The 14,947-nt window shown below is 68.3% G+C and carries 15 protein-coding genes; 11 read left to right on the plus strand and 4 right to left on the minus strand.

The features are described 5' to 3' along the window. The first annotated feature begins 73 nt into the window (after positions 1-73). From J3S20_RS10585 to J3S20_RS10600, 4 genes are all read left to right on the plus strand, one after another. Positions 74-1,216, plus strand: coding sequence for a TRAP transporter substrate-binding protein (locus J3S20_RS10585; protein WP_216836455.1), 1,143 nt, complete (start codon positions 74-76; stop codon positions 1,214-1,216). 96 nt (positions 1,217-1,312) lie between these two features. Continuing rightward, positions 1,313-1,990, plus strand: a complete 678-nt coding sequence (locus J3S20_RS10590; RefSeq protein ID WP_216836456.1) for a TRAP transporter small permease subunit — start codon at positions 1,313-1,315, stop codon at positions 1,988-1,990. A gap of 32 nt (positions 1,991-2,022) precedes the next feature. After that, positions 2,023-3,438 carry a TRAP transporter large permease gene (locus J3S20_RS10595; RefSeq protein ID WP_216836457.1) on the plus strand — a complete coding sequence of 472 codons (1,416 nt, stop codon included), beginning with the start codon at positions 2,023-2,025 and terminating at the stop codon, positions 3,436-3,438. Further along, positions 3,435-4,160, plus strand: coding sequence for a hypothetical protein (locus J3S20_RS10600; RefSeq protein WP_216836458.1), 726 nt, complete (start codon positions 3,435-3,437; stop codon positions 4,158-4,160). The genes J3S20_RS10595 and J3S20_RS10600 overlap by 4 nt, the downstream gene beginning before the upstream one ends. 33 nt (positions 4,161-4,193) lie before the next feature. Here the strand turns inward: J3S20_RS10600 and J3S20_RS10605 are convergent, their stop codons facing one another. Continuing rightward, complete coding sequence (locus J3S20_RS10605; protein ID WP_216836459.1) at positions 4,194-4,577, minus strand: hypothetical protein; 384 nt, start codon at positions 4,575-4,577, stop codon at positions 4,194-4,196. Positions 4,578-4,617: 40 nt separating this feature from the next. On the opposite strand from J3S20_RS10605, the gene J3S20_RS10610 reads away from it, so the two are divergent. The 5 genes from J3S20_RS10610 (at position 4,618) to J3S20_RS10630 (ending at position 11,412) form a co-directional block, all read left to right on the plus strand. Then, positions 4,618-5,556 (plus strand): ArsR/SmtB family transcription factor, encoded by a 939-nt coding sequence (locus tag J3S20_RS10610; protein ID WP_216836460.1) that lies wholly within the window; start codon positions 4,618-4,620, stop codon positions 5,554-5,556. 14 nt (positions 5,557-5,570) lie between these two features. Beyond that, positions 5,571-9,071 carry a methionine synthase gene (metH, locus tag J3S20_RS10615; RefSeq protein WP_216836461.1) on the plus strand — a complete coding sequence of 1,167 codons (3,501 nt, stop codon included), beginning with the start codon at positions 5,571-5,573 and terminating at the stop codon, positions 9,069-9,071. 72 nt (positions 9,072-9,143) lie between these two features. After that, complete coding sequence (locus tag J3S20_RS10620) at positions 9,144-10,031, plus strand: cation diffusion facilitator family transporter (protein ID WP_216836462.1); 888 nt, start codon at positions 9,144-9,146, stop codon at positions 10,029-10,031. A 35-nt stretch (positions 10,032-10,066) separates the two neighbouring features. Next, complete coding sequence (locus tag J3S20_RS31110; RefSeq protein ID WP_216836463.1) at positions 10,067-10,858, plus strand: energy transducer TonB; 792 nt, start codon at positions 10,067-10,069, stop codon at positions 10,856-10,858. Further along, positions 10,852-11,412, plus strand: coding sequence for a cob(I)yrinic acid a,c-diamide adenosyltransferase (locus J3S20_RS10630; protein WP_216836464.1), 561 nt, complete (start codon positions 10,852-10,854; stop codon positions 11,410-11,412). Before J3S20_RS31110 ends, J3S20_RS10630 begins: the two co-directional genes overlap by 7 nt. Before the next feature lie 4 nt (positions 11,413-11,416). On the opposite strand, the gene J3S20_RS10635 is transcribed toward J3S20_RS10630, so the two are convergent. Beyond that, positions 11,417-12,043 carry a glutathione S-transferase family protein gene (locus tag J3S20_RS10635; RefSeq protein WP_216836465.1) on the minus strand — a complete coding sequence of 209 codons (627 nt, stop codon included), beginning with the start codon at positions 12,041-12,043 and terminating at the stop codon, positions 11,417-11,419. Positions 12,044-12,137: 94 nt separating this feature from the next. Between J3S20_RS10635 and J3S20_RS10640 the strand changes: the two genes are divergently transcribed. After that, positions 12,138-12,620 (plus strand): disulfide bond formation protein B, encoded by a 483-nt coding sequence (locus J3S20_RS10640; RefSeq protein WP_216836466.1) that lies wholly within the window; start codon positions 12,138-12,140, stop codon positions 12,618-12,620. 43 nt (positions 12,621-12,663) lie between these two features. On the opposite strand, the gene J3S20_RS10645 is transcribed toward J3S20_RS10640, so the two are convergent. Together J3S20_RS10645 and J3S20_RS10650 are read right to left on the minus strand one after the other, a co-directional pair. Next, the gene (locus J3S20_RS10645; RefSeq protein WP_246602675.1) at positions 12,664-13,239 is read right to left on the minus strand and encodes an HNH endonuclease; all 576 of its coding nucleotides are present in this window, start codon (positions 13,237-13,239) and stop codon (positions 12,664-12,666) included. Between the two features lie 152 nt (positions 13,240-13,391). Continuing rightward, a complete protein-coding gene (locus J3S20_RS10650) occupies positions 13,392-14,048 on the minus strand; it encodes an alpha/beta hydrolase (protein ID WP_216836467.1) in 657 nt (218 codons plus the stop codon). 41 nt (positions 14,049-14,089) lie between these two features. On the opposite strand from J3S20_RS10650, the gene gluQRS reads away from it, so the two are divergent. After that, the gene (gene gluQRS / locus J3S20_RS10655) at positions 14,090-14,947 is read left to right on the plus strand and encodes a tRNA glutamyl-Q(34) synthetase GluQRS (RefSeq protein ID WP_216836468.1); all 858 of its coding nucleotides are present in this window, start codon (positions 14,090-14,092) and stop codon (positions 14,945-14,947) included.

Genomic DNA, 14,947 nt, shown 5'->3' on the forward strand with positions numbered 1-14,947 from the left:
CCCGTATGAAGCAGAGGGAAAAAATTGCCGAATGATCCGCAAATCGGACAGTCGGCCCGTCCGGGAGGTAGGGATGAACGAGAACGACACGCGCAATGCCGGTCGCCGCGGCCTACTCAAGGCCACTGCCGTCGGCGCCGTTGGTACAGCTGTTCTGGCGACGCCGAACGTGAGCCACGCGCAGACGACGGTGCTGCGCTTCCAGTCGACCTGGCCGCAGCGTGACATCTTCCATGAGTTCGCCCAGGATTTCGTGACCCGCGCCAATAGCATGGCCGGCGGGCGCCTGCGCCTGGAGCTGCTGGCGGCGGGTGCCGTCGTCGGTGCCTTCCAGCTGATGGATGCCGTGCATGCCGGCACCCTGGATGGCGGCCATGGCGTCTCGGCCTATTGGTTCGGCAAGAACAAGGCGTTCAGCCTGTTCGGCACCTCCCCGCCCTGGTTCGGCGATGCCAACCAGCTGCTCGGCTGGTTCTACCACGGCGGCGGCGAGGCGCTGTACAAGGAACTTGTAAACGACATCCTGCGGCTGAACGTCGTGGGCTTCCAGACCGGCCCCATGCCGACCCAGCCGCTCGGCTGGTTCAAGAACCCGATCACCAGCGTCGATCAGATCCGCGGCCTGCGCTATCGTACCGTGGGCCTGGCGACTGACCTGTTCAACGAGATGGGAGCGGCCGTGGTGGCGCTGCCGGGCGGCGAAATCGTCCCTGCGCTGGAACGCGGCGTGATCGACGGCGCGGAGTTCAACAACCCCTCCTCCGACCGCGTCCTCGGCTTCGCCGATGTGGCCAAGAACTACATGATCCAGTCCTTCCACCAGAGGACGGAATCCTTCGAGATCCTGTTCAACAAGGGCAAGTATGACGGCCTGCCGGCGGAGCTGCAGGCGGTGCTGCGCCATGCCTCCGAGGCCGCCTCGGCCGATATGTCCTGGAAGTTGCAGGACCGCTATTCGAAGGACCTGGTCGCGCTGGCCCAGTCCGGCGTGAATGTGCGCCCGACGCCGCGCCCGGTGCTCGATGCGCAGTTGCGCGCCTGGGACACGGTGGTGCAGCGGCTTGAGGGGGATAATTCCAACCCGGCGAACGGGCCGTTCTTCAAGAAGGTCTGCGACAGCCAGCGCGACTGGTGCCGTCGCGTCGGCGGCTTCTTCCTGCGCTACGAGGCGAGCCCGATCATCTCCTACAACCACTTCTTCGCCCGCCAGGGCTGAACCGCGCCCGCCGACGCCTGAGGCTTTCCCACCACAGGCGTCGCCGGTCCCGCGGCACTTCTGCTTTGCCCGGTCGTCCCGCCAGAAGGCAGTATCATGCAGCGTGTCCTGATCGGCATCGACCGGCTCTCGACCGTCGTGGGCCAGATATTCGCCTGGACTGTCGTCATCCTCACAGGCGTCATCGTCTATGACGTCGTGGCGCGCCGCTTCTTTGCCGCGCCGACGACCTGGGCCTTTGATACCTCATACATGCTGTACGGCACGCTGTTCATGATGGCGGGCGCCTATGCGCTGTCGCGCAACGGGCATGTGCGCGGCGACTTCCTCTACCGCATGTTCAATCCGCGGCTGCAGGCCAAGTTCGACCTTGTCCTCTATCTGGTCTTCTTCTTCCCGGCGATCTTCGCCTTCATGATCTCGGGCTGGCACTTTGCGGTCCAGTCCTGGGCACAGAATGAGCAATCCAGCATCAGCCCGAACGGGCCCATCATCTGGCCCTTCAAGTTCCTGATCCCGATCGTCGGCCTGCTGTTGCTGCTGCAGGGCGCTGTCGAATTTGTCCGATGCCTGCAATGCATCCGAACCGGCGCCTGGCCGCAGCGCCTCTCGGATGTCGAGGAACTTGATCAGCAGATCCTGGCGGCGGCGGAGGCGAAGGGTGCCGAAGCGCTGGCGGCCGAGATGGCGCGCGGTGGCGAGGCGGCCCTGGTACGCTCCACCAACCAACTGGCCGCTTCGCAAGACCCGTCTCCGCGCCATCCGCATTCCTGAGCCCCAGGGCCGACCGACATGAGCAACGCCAAATGAGTGATGCAGGCCTCGGGCTGACGCAGCTTCTGCTGTTTCTGTTCTTCATCATGCTGGGCTTCCCAATCGCCTTCACGCTGATGGCGATGGGGTTGTTCTTCGGCTATCTCGGCATGCAGGAGCGGGTCTTCGACCTGCTGGTGCAGCGGACCTATGCGGTGATGAGCAACGATGTGCTCATCTCGGTGCCGCTTTTCGTCTTCATGGGCTATATCATCGAGCGGGCGAATATCCTGGACCGACTGTTCAGGGCCTTGCAGATGGCCAGTCGGAACCTGCCCGGCAGTCTCGCCGTGGCCACCCTGGTCACCTGCGCGCTTTTCGCCACGGCGACCGGCATCGTCGGTGCGGTGGTCACGCTGATGGGCCTTCTCGCCTTCCCCGCCATGTTGCGGGCCGGCTACGATCCGCGGCTTGCCGCGGGCGTCACCTGCGCCGGCGGTTGCCTCGGCATCCTCATTCCCCCCTCGATCATGCTCATCCTCTACGGCGCGACCGCGGGCGTGTCGGTGGTTCAGCTCTATGCTGCGGCCTTCATCCCGGGCGTGACGCTGGCGCTTCTCTATGTGATCTATGCCGTCGGCGTCGGAATCTTCCAGCCGCACCGCGCACCACGCCTGCCACCGGATGCCGTGGTCGCGCCGCTGGGGCAGGTCCTCTTCGCGCTGCTGACCTCCTTCTTCCCGCTCGCTTTCCTGATCGCGGCGGTGCTGGGCTCCATCCTCATGGGCCTTGCAACGCCCTCGGAGGCGGCGGCGATGGGCTCGCTAGGCTCCGTCGTCCTGGCCATTGCCTACCGCGCCTTCACCTTCCAGAAGCTGAAGGAGAGCGTCTTCCTGACGGCGCGGACCAGCGCCATGGTCTGCTGGCTGTTCGTCGGCAGCTACATCTTCTCCTCCGTCTTCGGCTATCTCGGCGGCCAGTCGGTGGTGGAGGAATTCGTCAAGTCGCTGCCGCTGAACAGCTTCACCTTCCTGCTGCTGGCGCAGGTCATCATCTTCATCCTGGGCTGGCCGCTGGAGTGGACGGAGATCATCGTGATCTTCGTGCCGATCTTCCTGCCGCTGCTCGACGATTTCGGCGTGAGCCCGATCTTCTTCGGCATCATGATCGCGCTGAACCTGCAGACCTCCTTCCTGTCCCCGCCCGTGGCCATGGCGGCCTTCTACCTGAAGGGCGTGGCGCCGCCGCATGTGCGGCTGGAGGATATCTTCCGCGGCTGCATGCCGTTCATCTACATCGTCGTTTTCTGCATGGCACTGGTCTATGTCTTTCCCGCCCTGGTCACCTGGCTGCCCGAGAATCTCTATGGCAGCGCGACGCCAGTGCCCGGTGCTCCAACCCTGCTCGATGCCCCGCCCGCGGGCGGATTCACGGAACAGGAGGAAATCAACCTCCCGCCGCTCAATTGAGTGACGTGATCCCGCTGGCGTCCGACTGGACGCCGGAGCCGGCGACCCGCTGGCTCGTCGAGGCCGTGGAAACCGGCAACCCTCTGGCCACCCTGCCGCCCGAGATCGCGCCGCGTGATCTTGCGGAGGCCGAGGCGGTGGCGCTGGCGGTGTTGCAGCAACTTGAGATCGCCCCCTGCGGCGTGCGCCTGCTGCACCGGCCGGGCGCTGGCACGCTGGCCGGGCCGATGATCGAGGGCCGGCTGCTGCCGAACGGCGCCCCTGTGGCAATGGGGGCGCTGCGGCAGCCTGTCCTGACCGCGGCTGTCATCGGCGTGCTGGGAGAGAGGCTGGACCCCGATGCCGAGGAGCCGCCTCGCCTGGCGGCGCTGCATGCGGCCATCGACATCTCCGCGACCCGCTTCAGCGAAGAGGCCGAGGCCGACGATATCGCGCTGACCGCCGACCTGGCTCGCCTCGGCCTTCTCGTCGCCAGCCGGGGCAAAGCGCTGGCACCAGGACGCGTCAAGGCTGGGCTTGGACCCCTGGGGGCGCGGCGGAAGGTCGTGTCGTGGGATCTGGCCTCCGTCTTCGTCGAGGCCGCGGCCTTCGCCCGGCGATTGGGTGGCCTGCCGGCTGGCGGTCTATTGGTGGTGGCGGGTCTGACGCCACCTTCGCGCGTCGGGGGCCGGGTTTCCGCGTCACTCGGCCCCCTGGGGCGGGTCGAGGTCGTCTGCAGCTAGCCCGGGCGCCTATTCGGCGCAGCGGCAGGGCCTTCAAAAGCCTGGGCGGAAGCGGGCCTGGGTGAGGGGGTCGTGCATCAGGGCCGTCTCGACCTCCGCGCGGCATGTGGTGTCGGTCACCACCGCCAGGACACTGTCGAACCAGGGGGCAGTACCGCGCACGCGCGCTTGGAACAGGCGGTCGAGCGCCGCTGAGACGGGCGGGCGGCCGGCGCAGCAGGCGCAGGCTGCGGCATGCCGTGGGCCGTCGGGCGCGAAGGCCGCAGATGGCAGGCCCTGCGTGGCCACGCCCTGTAAAGACTCGGGAATCAGCAGCGCCAGCTTGACGCCAGCCTGCCGCGCGGCCTCGATCCGGGCGGCAGCTTCCTCGGGCGAGGCCAAGTGCAGGGGGATGCGCGCGTCCAGGGACCAAGTCATAGACTAGACATAAGGATATCTTTATGTTATTTGCAAGGCCATGGAAGATCTCCTGGCCCAGCTCCGTGCCGCCGCCGAGCCTACCCGGCTGCGCCTCCTGTCGCTCTGTGCGCGCGGTTCATTCTGCGTTTCCGACCTCTGCGGCATTCTCGGTCAGTCGCAGCCCCGGCTCTCCCGGCATCTGAAGCTGCTGGTGGAGGCGGGGCTGCTGGAACGCATGCCGGAAGGCGCGAACGTCTTCTTCCATTTGCCGGCCGATGCCGACCTGGTCCGCCAGATCCTGGCCCGCCTGCCGGAGGAGGACCCGCTTCTGGCGGCTGATCGCCGGGCCGCGGCGCGGCTGGCCGCGGAGCGTGCGCGCGCGGCTTCCGATGCCTTCCGCCGGCACGGTGCCGATTGGGACGAGATGCGCGCGCTGGAATTGCCCGCGGCGGCCATCGAGGCGGCCCTGGTGGATATCCTGCCCGGCCAGATCGACCGGCTGCTGGATATCGGCAGCGGCACCGGCCGCCTTCTGGAAGTCCTCGCCGCCCGTTGCGGCAGCGCCCTCGGCGTCGATGCCAGCCGCGAGATGCTGGCCCTGGCCCGGGCCCGGCTTTCCGAGCGCGGCCTGAACCATTGCGCGGTGCGCCAGGCCGATATGTACCGCCTGCCGCTGCCTGATGCCGGCTTCGATGCCGTGACCCTGCAGATGGTGCTGCATTATGCCGAGGATCCTGCCGCGGCGCTGGCCGAGGCGGCGCGCGTGCTGAAGCCCGGCGGCAGCCTGCTGGTGGTGGACCTTGCCCCGCATGCGCGGGCTGATCTGCTGGGCCGCCACGCGCATCGCTGGCCCGGCTTCGATGACGCGCAGCTTGCCGGTTGGCTCGGCGCCGCCGGCTGCGCGCTGCGCCAGGCGCGCAGCATCGACGGCCCGCTGGCCGTGCGCCTCTGGGTGGCACAGCGCCAGCCGGCCTCCCTCTCCGTTTCGACTCGCTGAAGGGGTTCCCCCGCATGTCTCGTCCGCATCTTCTCGACGCCCTCCGCGACCAGGTCCTGCTCTGCGACGGTGGCATGGGCAGCCGCGTGCAGGCGCTGACCCTCGACACCGACAAGGACTTCTGGGGGAAGGAGAACTGCACGGAGGTGCTGAACCTCTCGCGCCCGGACCTCGTGCGCGAAATCCACCGCGGCTACTACGAAGCCGGCGCCGATATGGTGTTGACCAACAGCTTCGGCGGCTCCCCCGTCACGCTCGGGGAGTTTGAGCTCGAGGACAAGGCCTTTGAGATCAACAGGCTCTCGGTGGAACTGGCGCGTGAGGCGGCGGAGAGCTTCGCGGATGGCCGGCATCGCTGGGTGATCGGCGATATCGGCCCGGGCACCAAGCTGCCGAGCCTGGGCAATATCAGCTACGACCAGCTGGAAGCGGCGCTGGTGCTGCAATGCCAGGGGCTGATCGCCGGCGGCGCCGATGCGCTGCTGACCGAGACCAATCAGGACACGCTGTTCATCAAGGCCGCGGTGAATGCGGCGAAGATCGCGCGTGCCCAGGCGAAGTCCGACATCCCGATCTTCGTGCAGGTGACGGTGGAGACCACCGGCACGCTGCTGGTCGGCCCCGATATCGCCGCCGCGACTACGGTGGTGCATTCGCTTGATGTGCCGCTCATCGGCCTGAACTGCGCGACCGGCCCGCAGGAGATGGCGGAGCATGTGCGCTGGCTGTCACAGAACTGGCCCGGCCTGCTCAGCGTGCAGCCCAATGCCGGCCTGCCGGAGCTGGTGGATGGCAAGACGCATTATCCGCTCGGCCCTAACGAGCTCGCCTCCTGGATGGAGCGCTTCGTTCTCGAGGACGGGCTGAACCTGATCGGCGGCTGCTGCGGCACCTCCACCCCGCATATCCAGGCGCTGGACCAGCTGCTGCGCAAGCTCGGTGGCGCCCGTCACCGGCCAGCGCCGGTGCTGCGCAAGCCGCACTGGGTGCCCTCCGTCGCCAGCCTCTACGGCGCCACCGCCCTGCGGCAGGAGAACAGCTACTTCTCGATCGGCGAGCGCTGCAACGCCAATGGCTCCAAGGTCTGGCGCCAGCGGCAGGAAGCGCACGACTGGGACGGCTGCGTCGCCATCGGGCGCGAGCAGGTCGCCGAAGGCTCGAACAGCCTCGATGTCTGCACCGCCTTCGTTGGCCGCAACGAGATCGAGGAGATGAACGAGGTCATCCGCCGCTTCACCAGCAGCGTGAACAGCCCGCTCGTCATCGACTCCACCGAGACGCCGGTGATCGAGGCCGCGCTGAAGCTGCATGGCGGCAAGCCCATCATCAACTCGATCAACTTCGAGGATGGCGAGGAGGCGGCGCATGACCGGCTGAAGCTGGCGAAGAAGTTCGGCGCCGCCGTCATCGCACTGACCATCGACGAGGTCGGCATGGCCAAGACGGCGGAGGACAAGCTGCGCATCGCGGAGCGTCTGGTCGACTTCGCCTGCAACAAATACGGCCTGCCGCAATCCGACCTGCTGATCGACCCGCTGACTTTCACCATCGCCACCGGCAACGAGGACGATCGTAAGCTCGGTCTCTGGACGCTCGAGGGGATCCGCATGATCCGGGAGAAGTTTCCGGACATCCAGATCATCCTCGGCCTGTCCAATATTTCCTTCGGCCTGAACCCTGCGGCCCGGCACGTCCTCAACAGCGTCTTCCTGGACCATGCCGTGAAGGCCGGCATGACCGGCGCCATCGTCCACGTCTCCAAGATCAAGCCGCTGCACCAGATTCCGCCGGAGGAGGTGGAGGTGGTCGAGGACCTGATCTTCGATCGCCGCCGCGAAGGCTATGACCCGCTGCAGAAGGTGCTGGAGATCTTCTCCGGCCGAAAGGCGGCAGACAACGTCAAGAAGGTGCGTGCCGAGACGGTCGAGGGGCGCCTGAAGGACCGCATCGTCGATGGCGACCGCAAGGGGTTGAACGAAGAACTGCAAGTGGCGCTCGACCAGGGCAATACGCCGCTTTCCATCATCAACGACGTTCTGCTGGACGGCATGAAGGTGGTGGGCGAGCTGTTCGGCGCTGGCAAGATGCAGCTACCCTTCGTGCTCCAGAGCGCGGAGACGATGAAGGCGGCCGTCGCCTATCTCGAGCCCTTCATGGAGAAGGTGGAGGGCCAGGAGAAGGGCACCATCGTGCTCGGCACGGTGAAGGGCGACGTGCACGACATTGGCAAGAACCTTGTCGACATCATCCTCACCAACAACGGCTACAAGGTGGTCAACCTCGGCATCAAGGTGCCGCTGATGGACATCGTCGCCGCGGCGAAGGAGCACAAGGCGCATGCCATCGGCATGTCCGGCCTGCTGGTGAAGTCCACCGTGGTGATGCGCGAGAACCTGGAGGAGATGAGCCGCCAGGGTATCGACATTCCCGTGATGCTGGGCGGCGCCGCCCTGACCCGCAACTATGTCGAGGATGACTGCGTGAAGGCCTATGCCTGCGGGCGCGTGGCCTATGCGCGGGACGCCTTCGATGGCCTGCACCTGATGGACAAGGTGATGGGCAATGGCTTCGAGGATTATCTCGCCGCGCTGCAGGCGAAGCGCGTGGGCAAGGCAAAGAACGAGAAGCGCACCCTCGGCCAGGCCGATCCGCGCGGCTTCGCGCCGGTGGATGTCGCCTATGCCCAGGAACGCCGCCGTCGCGTGGCTGCCGAGAGCGCCGTGCCGGTACCGCCCTTCTGGGGCGCGCGGGTGGTGGAGGCGCCGCCCAAGGCGATCATCCCCTTCATCAATGAGCGCAGCCTGTACCAATTCCAGTGGGGCTTCCGGAAGTCTGGCCGGTCGCTGGAGGATTTTCTCGGTTGGGCGAAGCAGGAACTGCGCCCGGTGCTGAAGCGCATGCTGGCGCTGGCGGAGGATCAGAAAATCCTCAAGCCGCAGGCGATCTACGGCTATTGGAAATGCGCCGGGCAGGGGAACGACCTGGTGTTGTTTGCCGAGGATGGCGTGACAGAAGTCTGCCGCTTCAACCTGCCGCGCCAGCCGAAGCCGGATGGCGAATGCATCGCCGATTTCGTCCGCGACATCGACGAGGGCCCGAATGCGCGCGACGTGATCGGCCTGCAGGTGGTGACGGTGGGTCAGAAGGCTTCCGACATCGCGCGGGAATGGTTCGAGGACAACCGTTACCAGGACTACCTCTATCTGCACGGACTGTCCGTGGAGATGGCGGAGGCGATGGCCGAGTATGTCCACAAGCGCATCCGCGCCGAGCTCGGCTTTGCGGGCGAAGACGACCGCGACATGGATAAGATGCTGCAGCAATCCTATCGCGGCGGCCGTTATTCCTTCGGCTATCCCGCCTGCCCGAAGCTGGAGGACCAGGAGCCGCTGCTGAAGCTGTTGGACGCGGAGCGGATCGGCGTCTCCATCTCGGACGAGTGGCAGCTGCACCCGGAACAGTCCACCAGTGCCATCGTGCTGCACCACCCCCGCGCCAAGTACTTCTCGGTGTAGCGCGCCGCGCCGCATGGTTGCGCCGCCCCCGCGGGGCGGTGCATCAAGCGTCCGGTCCGATGGAGCCAGAGCATGAAGCGCGTCGAGCATTATGCCGCCGCGAGCGTGGGCGTGGCGCTACTGGTGCTCGGCCTGAAGGCGGGCGCCTGGTGGCTCACCGGCAGCGTCGCCCTCTTCGCCGATGCGCTGGAGAGCGTGGTGAATGTTGCAGCCGCCGTGGTCGCGCTGGCTGCCATCCGCGTCTCCGCCAAGCCGCCCGATGCCGAGCATCCCTATGGCCATGCCAAGGCCGAATACTTCTCAGCCGTGCTGGAAGGCGTGCTGATCTGCGTCGCAGCGCTGCTGATCCTGAACGAGGCCTGGGACGCCTGGCTCGCGCCGCGTGCGCTGGAGGCAGCGACCTCGGGGCTGGCGGTCTCGGCCATCGCGACCGGTATCAACGCGGCCTGGTCCGCGGCACTGTTCCGCCGTGGTCGCGCCTCGCGGTCCCCGGCGCTGGTTGCGGATGCGCGGCACCTGCTGTCGGATGTCGTCACCTCGGTCGGGGTGTTGGTCGGCGTCGCGCTGGTGGCGCTGACCGGCATCCTGTGGATCGATCCGCTGCTGGCGGCGCTGACGGCAGTGAATATCCTCTATTCCGGCTGGCAGCTGATGCGCGAATCCTTCGGTGGCCTGATGGACGAGGCGGCGCCGGCCGAGGAACTCGGCCGGATTCGCAGCCTGGTCGCCGCGCATGCGGAGGGCGCGATCGAGGCGCATGACCTGCGCACCCGCCGCTCGGGCCGCTTCACCTTCGTCGAATTCCACCTGGTGGTGCCGGGCGACATGGCCGTGACGCAGGCGCATGACATCTGCGACCGGATCGAGGGGGCGCTGAAGGCTCACCTGGATGCCGCCGTCATCACCATCCATGTCGAGCCGGAGGGTAAGGCCAAGCACCGGGGTGTGCTGGTGCTGTGAGGCGGAGGGGTGGGCGGCCCGCCAAGCGCCGTCATGTGCCGCATGCCCTTGCCCTGTCGCTGCTGCTGCATGCGGCGGGCCTTGCGGCGCTGCTTGCGCTGCCGGGGCTCGCCCCGCCCGGCGACGCGGTGCAGCAGGTGGCGCTGGTCTGGGCAGAGCAATCGCCCTGGGCGGGCGATGCGGCGGAGCCCGCCGGCGAGACCCAGCCGCTCGAACCACCCGCTACGCCTGCCGCCGCGCCGCTGCCGCCGGCCGAGGCCGAGCCCATCGAGCCGAGCCAGTCGGCCTCGGCTCCGGCACCGCAAGCCGCCGCGCTTCCGGCGGAGGTGCCAGAGGAGGTGCCGGAGACGCCGCTACCCCTGCCGCCGCCCGCCCCTCCCGCGGCCGCACCCGCGCGTCCCGCGGCCGCGCCCGCGCGTCCCGTGGCCGCCAGGCCCGAGTCCACCTCGCCTAGGGCCGGCGCCACGCCACCGGGCGCTGCCGCCAGCCCCGGCCCGCTGCGCGAGCAGGCGGGCGGCGAGGCCCTGGGCGCCGTGATCCCGGCGCGGCAATTGGCGGGCGCCGCCAATCCGCCGCCCGAATATCCCTATGCGAGCCGGCTTCGCAACGAGCGCGGCCGGGTGACCTTGCGGGTCGAGATCGACGCTACCGGCCGTGTCGTGGATGTGCAGGTGCTGACCTCCGCCGGTTTTCCGGCGCTGGACGAGTCGGCGATCCGCGCCGTGCGGGGCTGGCGCTTCGAGCCCGCGCAACGCGACGGGGTGCCGGTCTTTTCGACCACCGCCATCGGCATCACCTTCCAGCTCGAAGGAGACCGACGATGGTAAGGCTGGATGTGATCACGACCCGGGGCGGCGATTCGGGGGAAACCTCGCTCGGCGACGGCACGCGGGTACGCAAGGATGCGCTGCGCGTCGCGGCCTATGGGACCATCGACGAGGCCAATGCGGCGCTGGGCCTGCTGCGCCTGCATCTGGCGGGGGATTCGGCCGCTGATGAGATGCTCGGACGCATCCAGAACGACCTTTTCGACCTCGGCGCGGATCTCTGCGTCCCCGGGACCGCGCAGGACCGCCTGCGGGTGAGCGATTCACAGTGCCTGAGGCTGGAAGCCGAATTGGCCGGGATGAATGCCCTGGTGCCGCCGCTGCGCAGCTTCGTGCTGCCCGGCGGTAGCCCCGGCGCTGCCCATGCGCATCTTGCTCGCACCATCATCCGCCGGGCGGAGCGGGATGTGGTGGCGCTGGCGGCGGAGGATGCGGTGAACCCTGCCGTGATCCGCTACCTCAACCGTCTCTCGGACCATCTGTTCGTACTTTCCCGACGCCTGAACGGCAATGGCGCCGGCGACGTCCTCTGGACTCCCGGCGCCAGCCGCTGACGCCTCAGGTCAGCGGGCCGGAGGCGTATTTGGCGCAGCCGGGCCGGGCCAGCAGGCGGTCGTACCAACCGCGCAGCGCCGGCATTTCCGCGCGCTCGATCGGCATGGCGAACCAGCGGTGCACGTAGATGCCCAGCGCGATATCGGCCAGGGTCAGGGCATCGCCGGTGATGAAGGGGCGGCCTGCCAGGTGTCGGTCCAGCATGGCCCAAAGCTGCTCGGCCTCGGCCCGTGCCTTGTGCGTCGCCGGCCAGTCGCGCTCAGCCTCGGGGATACGGACGTAGGTAAAAAACACCGTCGTCATGGGCCGGTTGAGCGTGCCCAGCTGCCAGTCCATCCAGCGGTCGCAATCCGCGGCCAGGCGCAGATCCGCCGGGTAAATCGGATGCCCCGGCGCCTTCGACCGCGCCAGGTAGCGCAGGATCGCATTGCTTTCCCAAAGCGCGAAGCCGTCTGGCTCCTCGATGGTCGGGACCAGGGCGTTGGGGTTCAGGGCGAGGTAGGCGGGCTCCTTCGTCTTGCCGAAGGCGCCGCCGGCATCGATCCGCTCGAAGGGCAGGCCGAGCTCCTCGCAGAGCCACAGCACCTTCATGACATTGGACGAATTGGCCCGGCCCCAGATCCGCAGCATGGCAGCTTTTCCCCTCCTGATGCGCCGTTACGGTAGGTCCGGGACAGCCCAGGGTCCAGTTGCCCTCGGCCGCTGGCGGGACGATGAATGCGCCATGCCAATCCCTTTCCTGGTGGCGATTCTCGCCGCCGCCGCGCCGCTGCTCGCCCTGGGCTTCGAATATTGGCCCGGCTTGGCCCCTTGTGCGCTCTGCCTCTGGCAGCGCTGGCCCTATTGGGTCGCGGCCGGGTTGGCCGTGCTGGCGGGGCTGCTACCGCAGCCGGGGCGGGTCTGGTTGCTGCGCGCGGCGGCGGCCGCGGTCGCCGTCTCGGGCGCCATCGCTGCGCTGCATCTGGGGGTGGAACAGGGGTGGTGGCCCTCACCGCTGCCGGCCTGCCTGGCGCCCAGCGTGGGAGCCTCGGTCAGCGTGGACGACCTGCTGCGCAACATGACGCCCCTGCCGTCGAAGCCCTGCGACGAGCCGGCCTACCTCATCCCCGGCCTGCCCGTTTCGATTGCGGGGATGAACCTGATCTATGCGCTGCTGCTGTCAGCGTGGATCCTGCGCCGGGCCAGCCGCGAGGCTGCCGGCAGGTAAGGTCGCGCGACCAGATCGGCGGCACGTACCACCGACCAAAGGGTCAGCTCTCCAACTCGCTGTCCCAGTAGAGGTAGTCGCGCCAGCTTTCATGCAGGTAGTTAGGCGGGAAGGACCGGCCATTCTCCTGCAGCTCCCAGCTGGTGGGCTGTCGCGGCACCTGGCGGGGGAACATCCGGCATTCCCGCGGCAGCTTGTTGCCCTTGCGCAGGTTGCAGGGGCCGCAGGCGGTGATGACGTTGTCCCAGGTGGTGCGGCCACCGCGGCTGCGCGGGATGACATGGTCGAAGGTCAGCTCCGGCGTCGGCCGGCCCTGGCCGCAATACTGGCATTCGAAGCTGTCGCGCAGGAAGACGTTGAACCGCGTGAAGGCAGGCCTGCGGGCGGCCGGGATATAGTCCTTCAGCGCGATGACGCTGGGCAGCCGCATGGTCACCCGCGGCGAGTGCACCACCGTCTCGTATTCCGACAGCACGGAGACACGGTCCAGGAAAACGGCCTTCACCGCATCCTGCCAGGCCCAGACCGAGAGGGGGAAATAGGATAGCGGCCGGAAATCCGCGTTCAGTACGAGCGCGGGAAATGACTGCCCCAACTGGAAGTGTCCGCCGTCAGGCAAGCGCCACTCCTATGAATGGCGACACTTCCCAGAACTGGGGCTCCGAACGTTAGGCAAGCCCCATATTCTGTGGCAGCGCCGCGTTGACCTCGTCTTCATGCCAGGGCCGCCCTGGCGGCGCAACCGCCTGTTCCACGGCTTTCATCCAGCCGTCATGCGGGGCCGCATAGCGCGCGCTGCAGCGCCAGCGCACCGAGGCTAATGCCGACCTCGTCGATGGCATGCCCCAGGCCCGGCCGGTACACCGCCTCCACGGTGAAGCCGGCCTTGAGCAGCGCCGCTTCGGCCTGCCGGCTGCCCGCCTCCGGCACCACCTCATCCGCCGCGCCATGCACCAGCAGCACCGGCGCCGCGCCCGGCCCCGCCTGGGTGGGGGGCGCCAGCAGAGCGCCGGAATAGGCGAGCACGGCGGCGCAGCCATCCGGCGGATGCAGGCCGAAGTGCAGCGCCGTCATCGCGCCCTGGCTGAAGCCGGCCAGCGCCAGGTCCCGTCGGGTAAGGCCGAGTTCGCGCAGCTTCGCCTCCACCGCCGGGCCGAGCGACTCGGCCGCCGCCTGCACCCCCGCCTGCATCAGCGTGGGTCGCCGATCCTGCAGGCTGAACCACTGCCGCCCATAGGGGGCGAGGTCGCAGGGCTCCGGCCCATGCGGCGCGATGAACAGCGCATCCGGTACCGCCTTGCCCCAGCCGGGGGCCAGGTCGATCAGGTCGAAGCCATCGGCGCCGACGCCGTGCAGCAGCAGCACGAGATGGCGTGGCTTGCCGCCCGATGCAGGGCCCCAGCTCGGCCCGTCCAATCCATCAGCCATCGCTTGCTCCCCTTCCCGGGCTTCGGCTACGCGGGGGCAGGATGACCGCGCCCCGGCCCCTCGTCACGCGTTTCGCCCCGAGCCCGACGGGCTTCCTGCATCTCGGCCATGCTCATTCGGCGCTGGCCGGCTGGCGCCGGGCGCGGGCAGGGCAGGGGCGCTTCCTGCTGCGGCTGGAAGATATCGACAGCACGCGCTGCCGCCCCGAATTCGCGGAGGCGATCCAGGAAGACCTGGCTTGGCTCGGGCTGGAGTGGGACGGCCCGGTGCGCGTGCAGTCACGGCACATGGCGGATTATGCCGAGACCTTGGCGGCGCTGAGTGACCGTGGGCTGCTGTTCCCCTGCTTCTGCACCCGGCGCGACATCGCGCGGGAGATCGCGGGCAGTGCCTCCGCCCCGCATGGCCCGGACGGGCCGCTGTACCCCGGCATCTGCCGGCGGCTTTCGCAGGCCGAGCGCGAGGCGCGGCTGGCGCGCGGCGAGCCACATGCGCTGCGGCTGGACATGCCGCGGGCGCTGGAGCGGGCCGGGCCGGGGCTCTCCTTTGCCGAGGCGGGGCGTGGCCGCTTGGCCTGCACGGCGGCCCGCTTCGGCGACGTGGTGCTGGCGCGCAAGGACGTGCCCGCCAGCTACCACCTCTGCGTCACGCATGACGATGCGCGGGACGGGGTGACTTTGGTGACGCGGGGCGAGGATCTGTTGCCGGCCACCGACCTGCACCGGCTGCTGCAGGCGCTGATGGGCTGGCCGGAGCCCGCCTATGCCCACCACCCCCTGCTGACCGATGCCGAAGGGCGGCGTCTGGCGAAGCGCGACCGGGCCCAAACGCTGCGCGAACTGCGCGCCCGCGGCGTTAGCCCCGCCGAGGCGCGCGCCCTGGCCGGCTGGCCGGATTGA

The organism is Falsiroseomonas tokyonensis (genome assembly GCF_019024325.1).
GTDB lineage: Bacteria > Pseudomonadota > Alphaproteobacteria > Acetobacterales > Acetobacteraceae > Falsiroseomonas > Falsiroseomonas tokyonensis.

What these genes read in the sequence shown, in the direction of transcription:
- J3S20_RS10635 (WP_216836465.1), bottom strand. Translation starts at nt 12,043, where the DNA reads ATGCTGCGGATCTGGGGCCGGGCCAATTCGTCCAATGTCATGAAGGTG.
- J3S20_RS10640 (WP_216836466.1), top strand. Translation starts at nt 12,138, where the DNA reads ATGCCAATCCCTTTCCTGGTGGCGATTCTCGCCGCCGCCGCGCCGCTG.
- J3S20_RS10650 (WP_216836467.1), bottom strand. Translation starts at nt 14,048, where the DNA reads ATGGCTGATGGATTGGACGGGCCGAGCTGGGGCCCTGCATCGGGCGGC.
- gluQRS (WP_216836468.1), top strand. Translation starts at nt 14,090, where the DNA reads ATGACCGCGCCCCGGCCCCTCGTCACGCGTTTCGCCCCGAGCCCGACG.
- metH (WP_216836461.1), top strand. Translation starts at nt 5,571, where the DNA reads ATGTCTCGTCCGCATCTTCTCGACGCCCTCCGCGACCAGGTCCTGCTC.
- J3S20_RS10595 (WP_216836457.1), top strand. Translation starts at nt 2,023, where the DNA reads ATGAGTGATGCAGGCCTCGGGCTGACGCAGCTTCTGCTGTTTCTGTTC.
- J3S20_RS10610 (WP_216836460.1), top strand. Translation starts at nt 4,618, where the DNA reads ATGGAAGATCTCCTGGCCCAGCTCCGTGCCGCCGCCGAGCCTACCCGG.
- J3S20_RS10605 (WP_216836459.1), bottom strand. Translation starts at nt 4,577, where the DNA reads ATGACTTGGTCCCTGGACGCGCGCATCCCCCTGCACTTGGCCTCGCCC.
- J3S20_RS10620 (WP_216836462.1), top strand. Translation starts at nt 9,144, where the DNA reads ATGAAGCGCGTCGAGCATTATGCCGCCGCGAGCGTGGGCGTGGCGCTA.
- J3S20_RS10585 (WP_216836455.1), top strand. Translation starts at nt 74, where the DNA reads ATGAACGAGAACGACACGCGCAATGCCGGTCGCCGCGGCCTACTCAAG.
- J3S20_RS10590 (WP_216836456.1), top strand. Translation starts at nt 1,313, where the DNA reads ATGCAGCGTGTCCTGATCGGCATCGACCGGCTCTCGACCGTCGTGGGC.
- J3S20_RS10630 (WP_216836464.1), top strand. Translation starts at nt 10,852, where the DNA reads ATGGTAAGGCTGGATGTGATCACGACCCGGGGCGGCGATTCGGGGGAA.